Here is a 13,872-nt window from a genome sequence, read left to right as displayed (position 1 = left end):
CCCCGCTTCCCGGGCAAGGCGATAGAAACCAGAGCCAGATCATGGATATAGCATTTACTAACAGATAACATCTTTAGGCCATGGGACATCTGCACGAGCGGGTGTCGCTCCCTGCCATCCCGGAACACAAGGGGAAACGCCATGATGGATCATCTGATGCTGTTCGTGATTGTCGCGGTCTTCGCTCTCTTCTACTGGGTCTACTACACCGCCAGCCGCAAGGGTGCCTGCACCGCCAACTGGGAGACACTTCCCACCCGGGAGCAGTACCTGGCGGCCCATCCCGGCGCCGCCGACGGGGATCTCATCTTCTGCATCCATTGCGGTCACCATCAGCAGCGGGAGGTCGGCCTGGTGCACCAGATGGATTACCGCCGCCAGCACATCTGCCCCCGTTGCAAGCAGGTGCTCTATCGCGTCGAGGAGTAGGTCGGCCTCCTCGTCGCCCACGGCGATCCCGCAATAGCGCCCCTCTCACCTAGCGCTATCCGGCCAAAGGGCCCCATGAGTTTCCTTTATTTTTAAAGTCGTTAGAATCGGGGGCCATCAAGGCTCCCGATTGTCATCCACGGAGGAAAAATGCAGGAATTCATGGCGACCAGCGAACGCCGGGCCGAGCTTTACTGGTGGTTCTCCACCCTGTTTGCTGCCGAACTCAGTGATGCACAGATCGCTGAATACGACACCTATGACGTGCGCAGCTTCTTGAAGAGCCTCTCTACTCTCGACCCCATGCGCGAAGCCGTGGCCGAGCTCAACGACGCCATCGCCCGCCTGCTGGTGCGCCCCGAGCGCCAGACGGCGCTGGCCGCCGACTTCGCCAGCCTGTTCCTGAGCGCTCCCGGGCAGGGTGCCCTGCCCTACGAATCCCTCTACCGGGGCGAAGGCAAGCAGCTGATGCAGGCCCCCATGACCGAGATGCAGGCACGCCTCGATCGCCTCGGCATCAATGTCAGCGACAAGTACAATGAGCCTGCCGATCATCTGGCCATCGAGCTGGATCTGATGGGCAGCCTCATCATCCGCGCCGCCGAGTCGACCACCGCCGACCAGCGCGAGGCGTGGCTTGGCGAGCAGGAGTCCCTGCTGCACGGTCACCTGCTGGGCTGGTTCGAACGCTTCGAGCAGGCCTGCCGGGCCGCCGACACGTTTGGCTTCTACGGTGCCAGTGCCCGCCTGCTGGGAGTCTTCCTCAAGATGGACGCCAACTACCTCTCCTTGGTCAAACCGGCACCGTCCGCCGACTGAGCCCGGCATGAAGACAGCCCTGCTTCTTATCGCATGCTGGCTGCTGACCCTGATCCCGCTGGATCAGGGTCTCACTCCCCTCGTGACGCTGCTGTTCAACCCGGACCGCGCGCTCTACGGCACCGCCCAGCTCACCGGCTTTGCCGGCATCCTGCTGACCCTCTACCTCGCCAATCTCGGGGTGGAAGTGGTGCTGCGTCGCCGCTTCCAGATAGCGGGCATGCTGGCCCTGCTCGCCGCCTGGGCAGATTTCATCAACAGCAGCGGCACCGAGAGCCACTGGCTGGTGCTCTACGCCATGGCGTTGCCGTTTCATCTGGTGGGCTGGCTGGTATTTGTTCGCGGGATCCAGGCGTTTGGCCGCCAGAAAGGCTGACATCTCGTTGATTTCACACCCTTCTCACACTTTCTTTCTCTCCTGACACTTCCTGCCATACTGACACAGTCGTCCAAATGACAAAGCAATCAATTCAGGAGCCCCCATGGAAAAAGTGCTGCCCGAATCGGTTCCGACACGGCATTTGTCAGGCCCGCTCTCTCCCTACGAGTTGCAACAGCTGTTCGCCCAGGCGCCCGTCGGGATTGGGGTCTTCGATCACGAATTCAGGTGCCGCGACGTCAACGGACACTTTGCCGAACTGACCGGCCTCGCGCGGGCAGAGCACCCGGGCAAGACGCTGTTCGACATTGTCCCTGCCCAGACTCCCCAGCTGCTCCCGCTGTTTCAGCAACTGCGGCAAGGTCCCCCCCGATGCACATTTGAGGTGGAGATGGTCGGTCTCTCCCGCGCGGCCTCCCCCGCACGCTGGCAAGTGAGCGTCAGCTCCGTGCTGGATGAGGAGGGCACCTTCAGCGGCATCTTCCTCGTGATGAGGGAGTCCGTACAGACAAGCACCCACCTCGACGCGCCCGTGTCACCCGGCCTGCAGGAGATGACCCACCTTCATGCACTGCGTCTCTATCAGGCCGAAGCCCGCTTGCAGCACCTCTCCTATTACGATCCTCTCACCGATCTCGGCAATCGCCATCTGCTGCAAGAGCGCCTCACTCTGGAGATAGAGACGGCCAGGGTGAACCACCACGTCCTGGCGCTGCTGTTCATCGATCTCGACGGCTTCAAGCTCATCAACGACAACCTGGGGCACAGTGCCGGCGATCTGCTGCTCAAGCTGTCGGCAGACCGCATTCGCCACTGCCTGCGCCCCGGAGACATCGCCATCCGGCTGGGGGCAGACGAATTTCTGGTGTTGCTGCCCGCCATCAGAGACACCCAGGATCTGCTGGGTCTCATCGAGGGGTTGCAACGCAGGCTGCACGATCCCGCCGACATCGCCCAGGAGCGGGTGAGGCTCTCCGCCAGCATCGGCGTCTCCCTCTATCCGGAGCATGGCCAGACCCCGGACAGCCTTATCAGCGCGGCGGACAACGCCATGCATGAAGCCAAGCGCCGTGGCCGCAACGGCTATCTGTTCCACTCCCCCGACATGACGACACAGACCAGGGAGCGGATGCTGCTGGAGCAGGGACTGCTTAAGGCCATTGAGCAGCAAGAGTTTCGCCTGCTCTACCAACCCATGACGGATCTGGCGGATGGTCATCTCAGCGGCCTGGAGGCCCTGATCCGCTGGCAGCATCCCAGCCTTGGCATGATATCCCCGGACCGTTTCATTCCGGTGGCAGAGGAGTGCGGTCTCATCGAACCACTGGGCGAATGGGTGATGCGCACCGCCTGCCGGCAAGGGCAGCAGTGGCTGGCCGAAGGGCTCGCCGTGCCCCGGCTCTCGGTCAATGTGTCGGTCAGGGAGATGCGTTCCCACGACTACGTGGAGCGGGTGACAGCCATTCTGGCCGAGACCGGTTTTCCTGCCGAACGGCTGGAGATCGAGGTGACCGAGAGCATCATCCAGAGCGTGGATCACAGTCTGCGGCTCTTCACCCGTCTCAAGGCGCTGGGGGTGCAGATCGCCATCGACGACTTCGGCACCGGTTTCTCCTCCCTGAGCCTGCTCAGGAGCCTGCCCATCGATCGCATCAAGATAGACAGGGCCTTCGTCCAGGCGTTGCCCGACGACAAGCACAGCCGCGAGCTGTGCCGTACCATAGTCCAGCTGGCCAGCTCCCTCGGCATGGCCGTCACGGCGGAAGGGATAGAAACCCAGCCCCAGCGCCAGTTCCTGCAATCCCTGCGTTGCGAGGAGGGACAGGGCTACCTGTTCAGCCATCCCCTGCCAGAACCCCAGCTGCCTTCCCTGCTCCCCCTCCGCCATTGAGCCTTGGCCGCGCCACCACGCAAGCAAAGAAGGGAGCCCATGGCTCCCTTCTCCTTCCTCATCATGGCCTTCCGGGCCGCTAACTTCGTCGCTATCCAAAAGTCTAATTGCCCTCGGGAACCAAAGGTATAAGTTGTTACTCAATCATTAAGAAAATGTATTCACAGGAGTGAGAGATGAGCGAGAGCAAGGTCTACCCGGTCAAGGCCCACATCGGCAACGGCGCCCTGCTGGACAAGGAAGGTTATGAAGCCATGTATCAAGCGTCGGTGCAGGATCCGGACGCCTTCTGGGGGGAGCAGGGCAAGATCCTTGACTGGATGACCCCCTACACCCGCGTCAAGAACACCTCCTACGATCCGGGCCACGTCTCCATCAAGTGGTATGAGGATGGTCTGCTCAACGTCTCGGCCAACTGCCTGGATCGTCATCTGAGCGAGCGCGGCGACAAGGTCGCCATCATCTGGGAAGGGGACAACCCAGCTGAAGATCGCAAGATCACCTATCGCGAACTGCACGCCGAAGTGAGCAAGTTTGCCAACGTGCTCAAAGCCCAGGGGGTCAAGCGTGGCCACATGGTCTGCCTTTATATGCCCATGGTGCCGGAGGCGGCCATCGCCATGCTGGCCTGTACCCGCATCGGGGCCGTGCACAGCATCGTCTTCGGCGGCTTCTCGCCGGAGGCGCTCTCGGGCCGCATCATCGACTCCGGCGCCTCCGTCGTCATCACCGCCGATGAGGGGTTGCGAGGCGGTCGCCCCATCCCCCTCAAGAAGAACGTGGATGAGGCCCTTACCCACCCGGATACCAAGGTCAGCAAGGTGATCGTCCTCAAGCGCACCGGTGGCAACGTGGCCTGGCACGAGCACAGAGACATCTGGTGGCATGATGCGGTCAACGCCGCCAGCCCGGATTGTCCGCCCGAAGCCATGGGCGCCGAAGATCCCCTGTTCGTGCTCTACACCTCCGGCTCCACCGGCAAACCCAAGGGTGTGCTGCACACCACGGGCGGCTATCTGGTCTATGCCGCCCTCACCTTCAAATACGTGTTCGATTACCACGAAGAGGACATCTACTGGTGTACCGCCGACGTGGGCTGGGTCACCGGTCACTCCTATCTGGTCTACGGGCCACTGGCCAACGGCGCCACCACCGTCATGTTCGAAGGGGTGCCCAATTACCCGGCCACCAACCGCATGAGTCAGGTGGTGGACAAACACCAGGTCACCATCCTCTATACCGCCCCCACCGCCATTCGCGCACTGATGGCCAAGGGCAAGGAGGCTGTCGAGGGCACTTCCCGCACCAGCCTGCGCATCATGGGGTCGGTGGGTGAACCCATCAACCCGGAAGCCTGGGAGTGGTACTACCGCACCATCGGCGACGAGCGCTGCCCCATCGTCGATACCTGGTGGCAGACCGAGACCGGCGGCATCCTCATCACTCCGCTGCCCGGCGTCACCGCGCTCAAGCCCGGCTCGGCCACTCGTCCCTTCTTCGGAGTACAGCCTGCTCTGGTGGACAACCTGGGTGAGCCGCTGGAAGGCGCCACCGAGGGCAACCTGGTGATCACCGACTCCTGGCCCGGCCAGATGCGTACCGTGTTCGGCGATCACGAGCGCTTCGAGCAGACCTACTTCTCCACCTTCCCGGGTCGCTACTTCACCGGCGACGGTGCCCGTCGCGACGAGGACGGCTACTACTGGATCACCGGCCGGGTGGATGATGTACTCAACGTCTCCGGCCACCGCATGGGTACCGCCGAAATCGAGTCCGCTCTGGTGGCCCATCCGAAAATCGCCGAAGCGGCGGTGGTGGGCGTTCCCCACGAGATCAAGGGACAGGGCATCTACGCCTATGTCACCCTGATCGCCGGGGAAGAGCCGAGCCGCGAGCTGCACAAGGAAGTGAAGGAGTGGGTGCGCAAGGAGATTGGCGCCATCGCGACCCCGGACGTGATTCACTGGGCCGAGGGGCTGCCCAAGACCCGTTCCGGCAAGATCATGCGGCGTATCTTGCGCAAGATCGCCACCGGCGAAACCGACAGCCTGGGGGATATCTCCACCCTGGCGGATCCGGGGGTCGTGGACAAGCTGATCCGCGAGAAGTCGGAAGCGGCGTGAGTCTCTTCCCCATGTCAACAGAGCCGGCCACGTGCCGGCTTTGTTGTCTTCGGGATCCGGACAGAGCAGAGTTCGGTGGCAGGCAGGGCTTGCGGGCAAACCAGGCCAATAAATAGCCAGATGTAGAGATTAGACCAGTAAAATGCTGCTAATTTTCACGAAATCAATATAATTGCGAAATCTGTGTGTCAGGGCACACCGATTTGTGCAAAAATTGGCTAGATTTTTGGTAGTCCAAAGATAGCTGATAGATAGCAGCATAATCATCGAGGATGTACTCAATATGTCGCAACATCACCGAATCCTCCTGCTTAACGGCCCCAATCTGAATCTGCTGGGCAAGCGGGAACCGGGAATCTACGGCAGCAAGACGCTCGATGAGATCGTCGCCGATCTGACGCGCAGCGCCAGCGAACTCGGTGTCACCCTGGAACATCTGCAATCCAACGCCGAGCACGAGCTGATCGGCCGCATCCATCAGGCCATGGGCCAGGTGGATTTCATCATCATCAATCCCGCCGCCTTCACCCATACCAGCGTTGCCCTGCGCGATGCCCTGCTGGGTGTGGCCATCCCCTTTATCGAGGTTCACCTGTCAAACGTTCATGCCAGGGAGCCCTTCCGTCATCACTCCTATCTGTCTGATGTCGCCAAGGGGGTGATCTGCGGGTTGGGTGCCGATGGTTACCAATTCGCTTTAACCGCGGCCGTGCATCAGTTGCGCGCGGCTTGATAATCACTGATCAGATAAAGAAGAAAGAGAATGCTAATGGATATCCGCAAAATCAAGAAGCTGATTGAACTGGTTGAAGAGTCCGGCATCGCCGAGCTGGAAATCTCCGAAGGGGAAGAGTCCGTTCGCATCAGCCGTAATTTCTCCGGCCAGGTTAGCGTTGCCCCGCAGATGATCATGCCCCAGGCCGCAGCTCAGGTTGCCGCACCGGTTGCCGCTGCTCCGGCAGCAGCCGCTGCACCTGCTGCCGATGCCGCCCCGAGCGGTCATCTGATGCGCTCCCCCATGGTGGGCTCCTTCTACCGCTCCTCCAGCCCGGAAGCCAAGCCGTTCGTGGAAGTCGGTCAGCACGTCAATGTCGGCGACACCCTGTGCATCGTCGAAGCCATGAAAATGATGAACCAAATCGAGTCTGACAAGGCCGGCGTGATCAAAGCGATCCTGGTTGAAAATGGTCAGGCCGTCGAGTTTGACGAGCCGCTGTTCATCATCGAATAAGGGAAAATGCCACCCATGTTGGACAAAGTAGTCATCGCCAACCGCGGTGAAATTGCCCTGCGGATCCTGCGCGCCTGCAAAGAGCTCGGGATCAAGACAGTGGCCGTTCACTCCACTGCCGATCGGGAGCTCAAGCATGTGCTCCTGGCGGACGAAACCATCTGCATCGGCAAGCCTGCCAGCGGTGAGTCCTACCTCAATGTGCCGGCCATCATCGCCGCCGCCGAGGTGACCGGTGCCGTCGCCATCCACCCGGGCTACGGCTTCCTCTCCGAGAATGCCGACTTCGCCGAAGTGGTCGAGAAATCCGGCTTCATCTTCATCGGCCCGCGCGCCGAGACCATTCGCCTGATGGGTGACAAGGTCTCCGCCATCGAGGCGATGAAGAAGGCGGGCGTGCCCTGCGTACCCGGCTCCGACGGCCCGGTGGACAACGATGCCAAGCGCAACGCTGCCATCGCCAAGCGGATCGGGTATCCGGTGATCATCAAGGCCGCCGGTGGCGGTGGTGGTCGCGGCATGCGCGTGGTGCGCAACGAGGCCGAACTGGCCTCCGCCATCGCGCTGACCAAATCCGAAGCGGGCCAGTTCTTCAAGAACGACATGGTCTACATGGAGAAGTACCTGGAGAACCCGCGCCACATCGAGATCCAGGTGCTGGCTGACGGTCAGGGTACCGCCCTCTATCTGGGTGAGCGGGACTGCTCCATGCAGCGCCGTCACCAGAAGGTCGTGGAAGAGGCGCCGGCCCCCGGCATCACCGACGAGATGCGCAAGTTCATCGGTGAGCGCTGCGTGCGCGCCTGTCTCGAGATCGGCTACCGCGGTGCGGGTACCTTCGAGTTCCTATACGAGAACGGCGAGTTCTATTTCATCGAGATGAACACCCGTATCCAGGTGGAGCATCCGGTCACCGAGATGGTCACCGGCGTCGACCTCATCAAGGAGCAGCTGCGCATTGCCGCCGGTCAGCCCCTGTCGATCACCCAGCAGGACATCCGCATTCGTGGCCACGCCATCGAGTGCCGGATCAATGCCGAAGATCCGGCCACCTTCCTGCCCTCTCCCGGTCTCATCCAGCGCTTCCACGCGCCGGGCGGCCTGGGCGTGCGCTGGGAATCCCACATCTATGCGGGTTACAAGGTCCCCCCCTACTACGACTCCATGATCGGCAAGCTGATCTGCTACGGGGAGAACCGTGACGTGGCCATCGCCCGCATGCGTCACTCCCTCGACGAGCTGGTGGTGGAAGGGATCAAGACCAACATCGCCCTGCAAAAAGAGATCATGAAGGACGAAAACTTCCAGCACGGTGGCACTAACATCCACTACCTGCACAAGAAGTTGGGTCTGTAATGGCTTGAGGCCCGACCCATTGAGCACGGTGGCAGCACAGAGCAGCCACCACCTGCACAAGAAGTTGGGTCTGTAATGGCTTGAGACCCGACCCATTGAGCACGGTGGCAGCACAGAGCGGCCACTACCTGCACAAGAAGTCGGGTCTGCAAAGACCCCTTTCATCGGGAAATTGCGCGATCCACCCGGATCGCCAACGTAAAAAAGGGCCATGGCGACATGGCCCTTTTTTGTTATTCTTGCGCCCCGCTCACTCGTCGGAGGCCACAGTGAACCGTTTCGCACTCGCCCGTCGGGAAGCAGCCTTCTGCCTGCTGCTGACCCTGCTCTACTTTGTCGCCTGGTATGGCTCGGCTTATTTCATCCCCGAGGATCTCGAGCTGTGGGACCTGCCCCTCTGGTTCCTGCTCAGTTGCATCCTGATGCCCTTGCTGTTCATCGGCCTCTGCGCCCTCATGGTGGATCGCCTGTTCGTCGATATTCCCCTGGATAGCGAGGTACCACCCCATGAATCTTGAACTGATGCTGCCGCTCTGCATCTATCTTGTGCTGGTACTGGGGGTCGGTTTCTGGGCCAGTCGCCACCGGACCGGCGGCAACTTCATGCAGGAGTACTTCATCGGCAACCGCAGCATGGGGGGGCTGGTGCTCGCCATGACCCTGGTGGCCACTTATACCTCTGCATCGTCCTTCATCGGCGGGCCGGGAGCCGCCTACAAGGTCGGCCTCGGCTGGGTATTGCTGGCGATGATCCAGCTGCCCACCGTCTGGCTCACTCTGGGGGTGCTTGGCAAGAAGTTCGCCATCATCGCCCGCCGGGTCAACGCGGTGACCATCAACGACATGCTGTGGGCCCGCTACCAGAGCAGGGCGGTGGTCATGCTGGGCTCGGTCACCATCATCCTCGCCTTCATCGCCACCATGGTGGTGCAGTTCATCGGCGGCGCCCGCCTGCTGGAAACGGCGACCGGCCTCAGCTATCAGCAGGGGCTCTTCCTGTTTGCCAGTTGCGTGCTGCTCTACACGGTGATCGGCGGCTTTCGCGCCGTGGTGATGACGGATGCCCTGCAGGGCATCGTCATGCTCATCGGCACTGGCGCCCTGCTGGCGGGCATCCTCATCGCCGGTGACGGGTTGCCGAATCTTGTCCACCAGCTCAAGGAGATAGATCCCAAGCTGGTGAGCCCCCAGGGGGCCGGCGACATGCTGACCCAACCCTTCATGCTGAGCTTCTGGGTGCTGGTCTGCATCGGGGTGGTGGGCTTGCCCCACTCGGCGCTGCGCTGCTTTGGCTACCGGGACAGCAAGGCGCTGCACCGGGGCATCCTCATCGGCACCATCGTCTGCGCCCTGCTGATGTTCGGCATGCACCTGGCCGGGGCGCTGGGCCGCGCCATCCTGCCCGGCATGGACAGCCCGGACAAGATCATGCCCTCCCTGATGATGGAGGTGCTCCCCCCCTGGCTGGCCGGGGTCTTCCTGGCGGCCCCCATGGCGGCCATCATGTCCACCATCGACTCCCAGCTGATCCAGGCCTCCGCCACCCTGGTGAAAGATCTCTACCTCAATTACCTCAACCCCAGGCAGGAGAAGCTGGAGGTCCGGGTGCCGCGCCTCTCCCTGCTCTGCACCCTGATCCTGGGTACCCTGGTGCTGCTGGCGGCGCTCCAGCCCCCCGAGATGATCATCTGGCTCAACCTGCTCGCCTTCGGCGGCCTGCAGGCGGTCTTCCTCTGGCCCCTGGTGCTCGGCCTCTACTGGTCCAGGGCCAACGGCCCGGGAGCCCTGGCCAGCATGGTCTGCGGCATCCTCTGTTACGGCACCTTGAGCCAGTGGGGGATCAAGCTGGCCGGCCTGCACGCCATCGTCCCGAGCCTGGCCCTTGGCCTGGCGGCCTTTGTCCTGGTCAGCCTGCTCACTCCTGCCCCGGATCAGCGTGTCCGTCGATTGTTTGATCAAAATTAAGAAAAGGATCAATAAAGGAAGGCTCGCCTATTCCCAAATGGGGGCTCACGGGTAAAATGTGCGCCACGTCACAAATACCGTGCCCCCATGCCAGTCCAGAACGCCAGAAAGATCCTGACCCAGTCCCTGCAGCGCCTCGGCTATGCCCTGTTGCTGCCCGTCTCCATCCTGCCCCTGGCCGCCCTGCTCCACCGGCTCGGCCAACCGGACGTGCTGGATCTCGCCGTGCTCTCCCTCGCCGGTCGCGCCCTGTTCAGCCAGATGCCGCTCATCTATGCGGTGGCCATCGCCTTCGGGTTGAGTCGCCAGGGGCAAGGAGCTCAGGCGCTCGCCGGTGCGGTCAACTTCCTGCTGCTGAGCTCGGCGCTGGGCACCCTGGTGCCCGGGCTGCATGCGGACATGATCTGCGGCCTGCTGGCCGGGCTCGTCACCGCCATGGTCTGCTCCCGGGCCCGCGCTCTGCGGCTACCGGGCTGGTTGCGCCCCCTGCAGGAAGATCTGCCGGGCATGTTGCTCTCGGCGCTGGCCTGCCTGCTGCTGGTGATCCCCCTCTCCATCCTCTGGCCGCTGCTGGAACAGGGGCTCACCCTGCTCGCCTCCGATCTGCTCACCACGCCCTTTGGCGCCTTCTGCTACGGCGTGCTGAACCGGCTGCTGATCCCCCTCGGTCTGCACCAGGTGCTGGGCAGCCTCATCGGGCTCGGGGAGAGCAACCTGCAAGCCCTCTCGACCGCCCAGCCACTGCATGAAGGCTATGTGGCCGGGCTCTATCCGGTCATCATGTTCGGCCTGCCCGGTGCCTGTTTTGCCATCTGGATCCATCGCCAGCGGATGCAGCAACTGCCCCAGGGAGGGCTGCTGCTCACCCTGGCGCTCACCTCGGCACTGGTGGGCATCACGGAGCCCATCGAGTTCCTGTTTGCCTTCACCGCTCCCTGGCTATTTCTGGCCCATGCCCTGCTGACCGGGCTGTCGCTGGCCATCTGCAGCGGGCTCGACATCCAGGTGGGCAGCTACTTTTCTGCCGGATTGCTGGACCTGGTGCTGAGCTACCACGCCGGTCTGCACAGCTTCTGGCTCATCCCCCTGGGCATCCTCTTCTTCGTCGTCTATGCCCTGCTCTTCTACCGGCTGCTGGAACACGCTCCCCTCAGTCTGCCGGGCAAGCCCATCGCCGAGGATCTCTCCCGGCTCGCGACCGTGGCCCCCACCGATCCCCAGATGCTGGCTATCCAGTACCTCAAGATGCTGGGGGGCATGGACAACCTGCAGGCCATGAGCGTCTGCCTGACCCGCCTCAGCCTGCGGGTTCGCGACATGGCCCTGGTGGATCAATCCTGCCTGGCCAGACTGGGCTGCCTCTCCTGGGTCGTGCTCAACGAACATCAGCTGGTGCTGGTGCTCGGCCCCCATGCCGGCCTCATCGAAGGGCAGATCCGCATGCTGGCGGAACGCCAGTCGGTCCCGCTCGGTCTCGAACCGGCTCAGGCTCCCCTTGGCCAGCACCAGTGATCAGGCGAAGGGAAGACGTTCGGCCACGAAGTCCATCAGGCTGCGAAGGGCAGGGGCCAGGTGTTCCCGGCTCGGGTAGATGAGATAGAAGGGGTTCACCGGGACCAGGAGCTCCGGCAGCACCTTGAGCAGTCGCCCCGCCGCCAGATCGTCGCCGCAGACATGGGCCGGCAGCAGGGCAATCCCCCCGTCATGGAGTGCCAGCTCCCGCAGCGCCAGCAGGCTATTGCTCTGGCAGGCCCCGCGAGGGCGCCAGCCCCCTTCCTGCAATGGCCACACCGGCAAGGAGCCATGTACCAGGCAGGCGTGTCCGGCCAGCTCTGAGAGCTGGAGCGGCGTCCCGTTGGCAGCCAGGTAACCGGGAGATGCCACCAGATGGCGCGCCACCTGGCCGATGCGCCGGCAGATGAGGCTGGAATCTTTCAGCGGCGCCGCCCGCAGCGCCAGATCGTAACCTTCCCCCACCAGATCAAGCTGTTCATCGCAAAGGGTCAGCTCCAGCACCACCTCGGGGTAGAGGGCGCGAAATTCGGCCAGTATCCGGCCAAGCAGCAAGGTTCCCGTGGCTTCGGGAGCAGTGATCCGCACCCGCCCTCCAGGAGCCGCGCGCAACCGCGCCATCGCCAGGTTGGCGCTGCGCGCCAGTGCCAGCAGCTCCTGACAATGGGTCACATAGACCTCCCCCTGGGGCGTCAGGCTGAGCCTGCGGGTGGTGCGTTGCAGCAACCTCACCCCGAGCCGGGATTCGAGGCGCGAGATCTTCTGGCTCACCGAGGACTTGGGCATGCCGAGCACCTCGGCCGCCCCGGTGAAGCTCCCCTGCTCCACCACGGTGGCGAACAGCCCCATCAACTCCAGTTCGACATTGTTCATATATTCAAACAGTCTTTACTAATTACCCATCTTAATCTTGATAATTATCCAGACTAGAGTGAGTGGCAATCCCGAACACTGCTATTTGAAAGGAAAAGCCATGAAAGCCATCGCCCTGACTCACTATCTGCCAAGCAACCACCCCCACTGCTTCATCGAGAGCGATCTGCCCGATCCGACACCGGGCCCGCGGGATCTGCTGGTACGGGTCAACGCCACCTCCATCAATCCGGTCGACACCAAGGTACGCGCCCCCAAGGACAAGGTCGAAAGCAGCCCTCGCGTGCTGGGCTGGGACGCCGTGGGCGAGGTGATCGCCGTCGGTAGCGACGTCACCCTGTTCAAGGCCGGTGACAGGGTCTGGTATGCCGGCGACATCAGCCGCCCGGGCAGCAACAGCGCCCTGCAACTGGTGGACGAGCGCATTGCCGCCATCGCCCCAGTCACCCTGACCGATCTGGAAGCTGCCGCCCTGCCGCTCACCGCCATCACCGCCTGGGAAACCCTGTTCGAGCGCATGAGCCTCACCCGCGAAAGCACCGGGCGACTGTTGATCATCGGGGGCGCCGGTGGAGTCGGTTCCATCGCCATCCAGCTCGCCCGCCAGCTCACCGGCATGGAGGTGATCGCCACCGCATCGCGCCCCGAAACACGGGAGTGGTGCCTGGACATGGGGGCCCACCAGGTGGTGAGCCATCACCATCTGCAGGCGGAGCTCAAGGCGCTCGGCATCAGCGAGGTGGATGCCATCTTCTGCACCAACGCCACCGAGCAGCACTGGAACACCATGGCCAGCCTCATCCGTCCGTTTGGCCACATCTGCACCATCGCCGAGTCCAGTGACCCCTGGGATCTGGGTCTGCTCAAACCCAAGAGCGTCACCTTCAGCCAGGAGTTCATGTTTACCCGCTCCCTGTTCCAGACCCCGGACATGATAGAGCAGCACAACCTGCTCGGCCGGGTCGCGGCCCTGATCGATGAAGGGGTGCTCAAGACCACCCTCAGCAAGGTGGTGCCCGAACTGACGCCCCTCACCCTGGCCCGGGCTCATGCCGAGCTGGAAGCGGGTCGCATGGTGGGCAAGCTGGTGATCGACATGAGCGGTTTCCATCGCTGAGGCGCCGCCAGAGCGGGTATCGTCGTCCTGACTATTCCCTTATAGGTAAATAAATGCACCATCATGGGGTGAAATCACCAGTGACAAGCCCCAAGAGTGCACAGCCCCGCAGGTGACCTTTGTCCCTGACGGGGCATCTCCCCCGAAAAAACCATAAAAAAGAGGCCATCCCGTCGG

At 62.6% G+C, this 13,872-nt stretch carries 13 protein-coding genes; 12 read left to right on the top strand and 1 reads right to left on the bottom strand.

Annotated features, from left to right (window positions below; translation table 11 throughout):
* Nucleotides 1-141: 141 nt before the first annotated feature.
* The 11 genes from ACVDHI_RS09665 (at nucleotide 142) to ACVDHI_RS09615 (ending at nucleotide 11,705) form a co-directional block, all read left to right on the top strand.
* Nucleotides 142-429: a hypothetical protein gene (locus tag ACVDHI_RS09665; protein WP_010675399.1), complete on the top strand. Its 288-nt coding sequence runs from the start codon at nucleotides 142-144 to the stop codon at nucleotides 427-429.
* Nucleotides 430-579: 150 nt separating this feature from the next.
* Complete coding sequence (torD, locus tag ACVDHI_RS09660) at nucleotides 580-1,248, top strand: molecular chaperone TorD (protein WP_323898096.1); 669 nt, start codon at nucleotides 580-582, stop codon at nucleotides 1,246-1,248.
* A 7-nt stretch (nucleotides 1,249-1,255) separates the two neighbouring features.
* The gene (locus ACVDHI_RS09655) at nucleotides 1,256-1,624 is read left to right on the top strand and encodes a hypothetical protein (protein WP_408805676.1); all 369 of its coding nucleotides are present in this window, start codon (nucleotides 1,256-1,258) and stop codon (nucleotides 1,622-1,624) included.
* 106 nt (nucleotides 1,625-1,730) lie between these two features.
* Nucleotides 1,731-3,518, top strand: coding sequence for a sensor domain-containing protein (locus tag ACVDHI_RS09650; RefSeq protein WP_324062835.1), 1,788 nt, complete (start codon nucleotides 1,731-1,733; stop codon nucleotides 3,516-3,518).
* A gap of 176 nt (nucleotides 3,519-3,694) precedes the next feature.
* On the top strand, nucleotides 3,695-5,641 hold the full coding sequence (gene acs / locus ACVDHI_RS09645; protein WP_447212034.1) for an acetate--CoA ligase: 1,947 nt from the start codon (nucleotides 3,695-3,697) through the stop codon (nucleotides 5,639-5,641).
* Between the two features lie 283 nt (nucleotides 5,642-5,924).
* Nucleotides 5,925-6,374 carry a type II 3-dehydroquinate dehydratase gene (gene aroQ / locus ACVDHI_RS09640; RefSeq protein ID WP_039040307.1) on the top strand — a complete coding sequence of 150 codons (450 nt, stop codon included), beginning with the start codon at nucleotides 5,925-5,927 and terminating at the stop codon, nucleotides 6,372-6,374.
* 36 nt (nucleotides 6,375-6,410) lie between these two features.
* On the top strand, nucleotides 6,411-6,872 hold the full coding sequence (gene accB, locus ACVDHI_RS09635) for an acetyl-CoA carboxylase biotin carboxyl carrier protein (RefSeq protein ID WP_010675405.1): 462 nt from the start codon (nucleotides 6,411-6,413) through the stop codon (nucleotides 6,870-6,872).
* A 15-nt stretch (nucleotides 6,873-6,887) separates the two neighbouring features.
* Complete coding sequence (gene accC, locus ACVDHI_RS09630; protein WP_010675406.1) at nucleotides 6,888-8,228, top strand: acetyl-CoA carboxylase biotin carboxylase subunit; 1,341 nt, start codon at nucleotides 6,888-6,890, stop codon at nucleotides 8,226-8,228.
* Between the two features lie 269 nt (nucleotides 8,229-8,497).
* The gene (locus ACVDHI_RS09625; protein WP_039040309.1) at nucleotides 8,498-8,746 is read left to right on the top strand and encodes a YhdT family protein; all 249 of its coding nucleotides are present in this window, start codon (nucleotides 8,498-8,500) and stop codon (nucleotides 8,744-8,746) included.
* Entirely contained in the window at nucleotides 8,736-10,193 is a 1,458-nt protein-coding gene (gene panF, locus ACVDHI_RS09620) for a sodium/pantothenate symporter (protein WP_323888741.1), read from the top strand. The genes ACVDHI_RS09625 and panF overlap by 11 nt, the downstream gene beginning before the upstream one ends.
* Before the next feature lie 87 nt (nucleotides 10,194-10,280).
* Complete coding sequence (locus ACVDHI_RS09615; RefSeq protein ID WP_113068883.1) at nucleotides 10,281-11,705, top strand: PTS transporter subunit EIIC; 1,425 nt, start codon at nucleotides 10,281-10,283, stop codon at nucleotides 11,703-11,705.
* Here ACVDHI_RS09615 and ACVDHI_RS09610 read toward each other — a convergent pair whose 3' ends face one another.
* On the bottom strand, nucleotides 11,706-12,578 hold the full coding sequence (locus tag ACVDHI_RS09610; protein ID WP_439827696.1) for a LysR substrate-binding domain-containing protein: 873 nt from the start codon (nucleotides 12,576-12,578) through the stop codon (nucleotides 11,706-11,708).
* A 100-nt stretch (nucleotides 12,579-12,678) separates the two neighbouring features.
* Between ACVDHI_RS09610 and ACVDHI_RS09605 the strand changes: the two genes are divergently transcribed.
* Nucleotides 12,679-13,695, top strand: coding sequence for a zinc-binding alcohol dehydrogenase family protein (locus tag ACVDHI_RS09605; RefSeq protein WP_010675411.1), 1,017 nt, complete (start codon nucleotides 12,679-12,681; stop codon nucleotides 13,693-13,695).
* The last annotated feature ends 177 nt before the right edge of the window (nucleotides 13,696-13,872 follow it).

The organism is Aeromonas sp. 25-248, assembly GCF_053005425.1.
The sequence above is the reverse complement of the archived record's forward strand: the minus strand, read 5'-3'. Positions and strand labels throughout refer to the sequence as shown.

Coding starts and splice junctions, on each gene's coding strand:
- ACVDHI_RS09605 (WP_010675411.1), top strand. CDS start 12,679: ATGAAAGCCATCGCCCTGACTCACTATCTGCCAAGCAACCACCCCCAC.
- accC (WP_010675406.1), top strand. CDS start 6,888: ATGTTGGACAAAGTAGTCATCGCCAACCGCGGTGAAATTGCCCTGCGG.
- torD (WP_323898096.1), top strand. CDS start 580: ATGCAGGAATTCATGGCGACCAGCGAACGCCGGGCCGAGCTTTACTGG.
- acs (WP_447212034.1), top strand. CDS start 3,695: ATGAGCGAGAGCAAGGTCTACCCGGTCAAGGCCCACATCGGCAACGGC.
- ACVDHI_RS09615 (WP_113068883.1), top strand. CDS start 10,281: ATGCCAGTCCAGAACGCCAGAAAGATCCTGACCCAGTCCCTGCAGCGC.
- ACVDHI_RS09610 (WP_439827696.1), bottom strand. CDS start 12,578: ATGAACAATGTCGAACTGGAGTTGATGGGGCTGTTCGCCACCGTGGTG.
- aroQ (WP_039040307.1), top strand. CDS start 5,925: ATGTCGCAACATCACCGAATCCTCCTGCTTAACGGCCCCAATCTGAAT.
- panF (WP_323888741.1), top strand. CDS start 8,736: ATGAATCTTGAACTGATGCTGCCGCTCTGCATCTATCTTGTGCTGGTA.
- accB (WP_010675405.1), top strand. CDS start 6,411: ATGGATATCCGCAAAATCAAGAAGCTGATTGAACTGGTTGAAGAGTCC.
- ACVDHI_RS09665 (WP_010675399.1), top strand. CDS start 142: ATGATGGATCATCTGATGCTGTTCGTGATTGTCGCGGTCTTCGCTCTC.
- ACVDHI_RS09655 (WP_408805676.1), top strand. CDS start 1,256: ATGAAGACAGCCCTGCTTCTTATCGCATGCTGGCTGCTGACCCTGATC.
- ACVDHI_RS09650 (WP_324062835.1), top strand. CDS start 1,731: ATGGAAAAAGTGCTGCCCGAATCGGTTCCGACACGGCATTTGTCAGGC.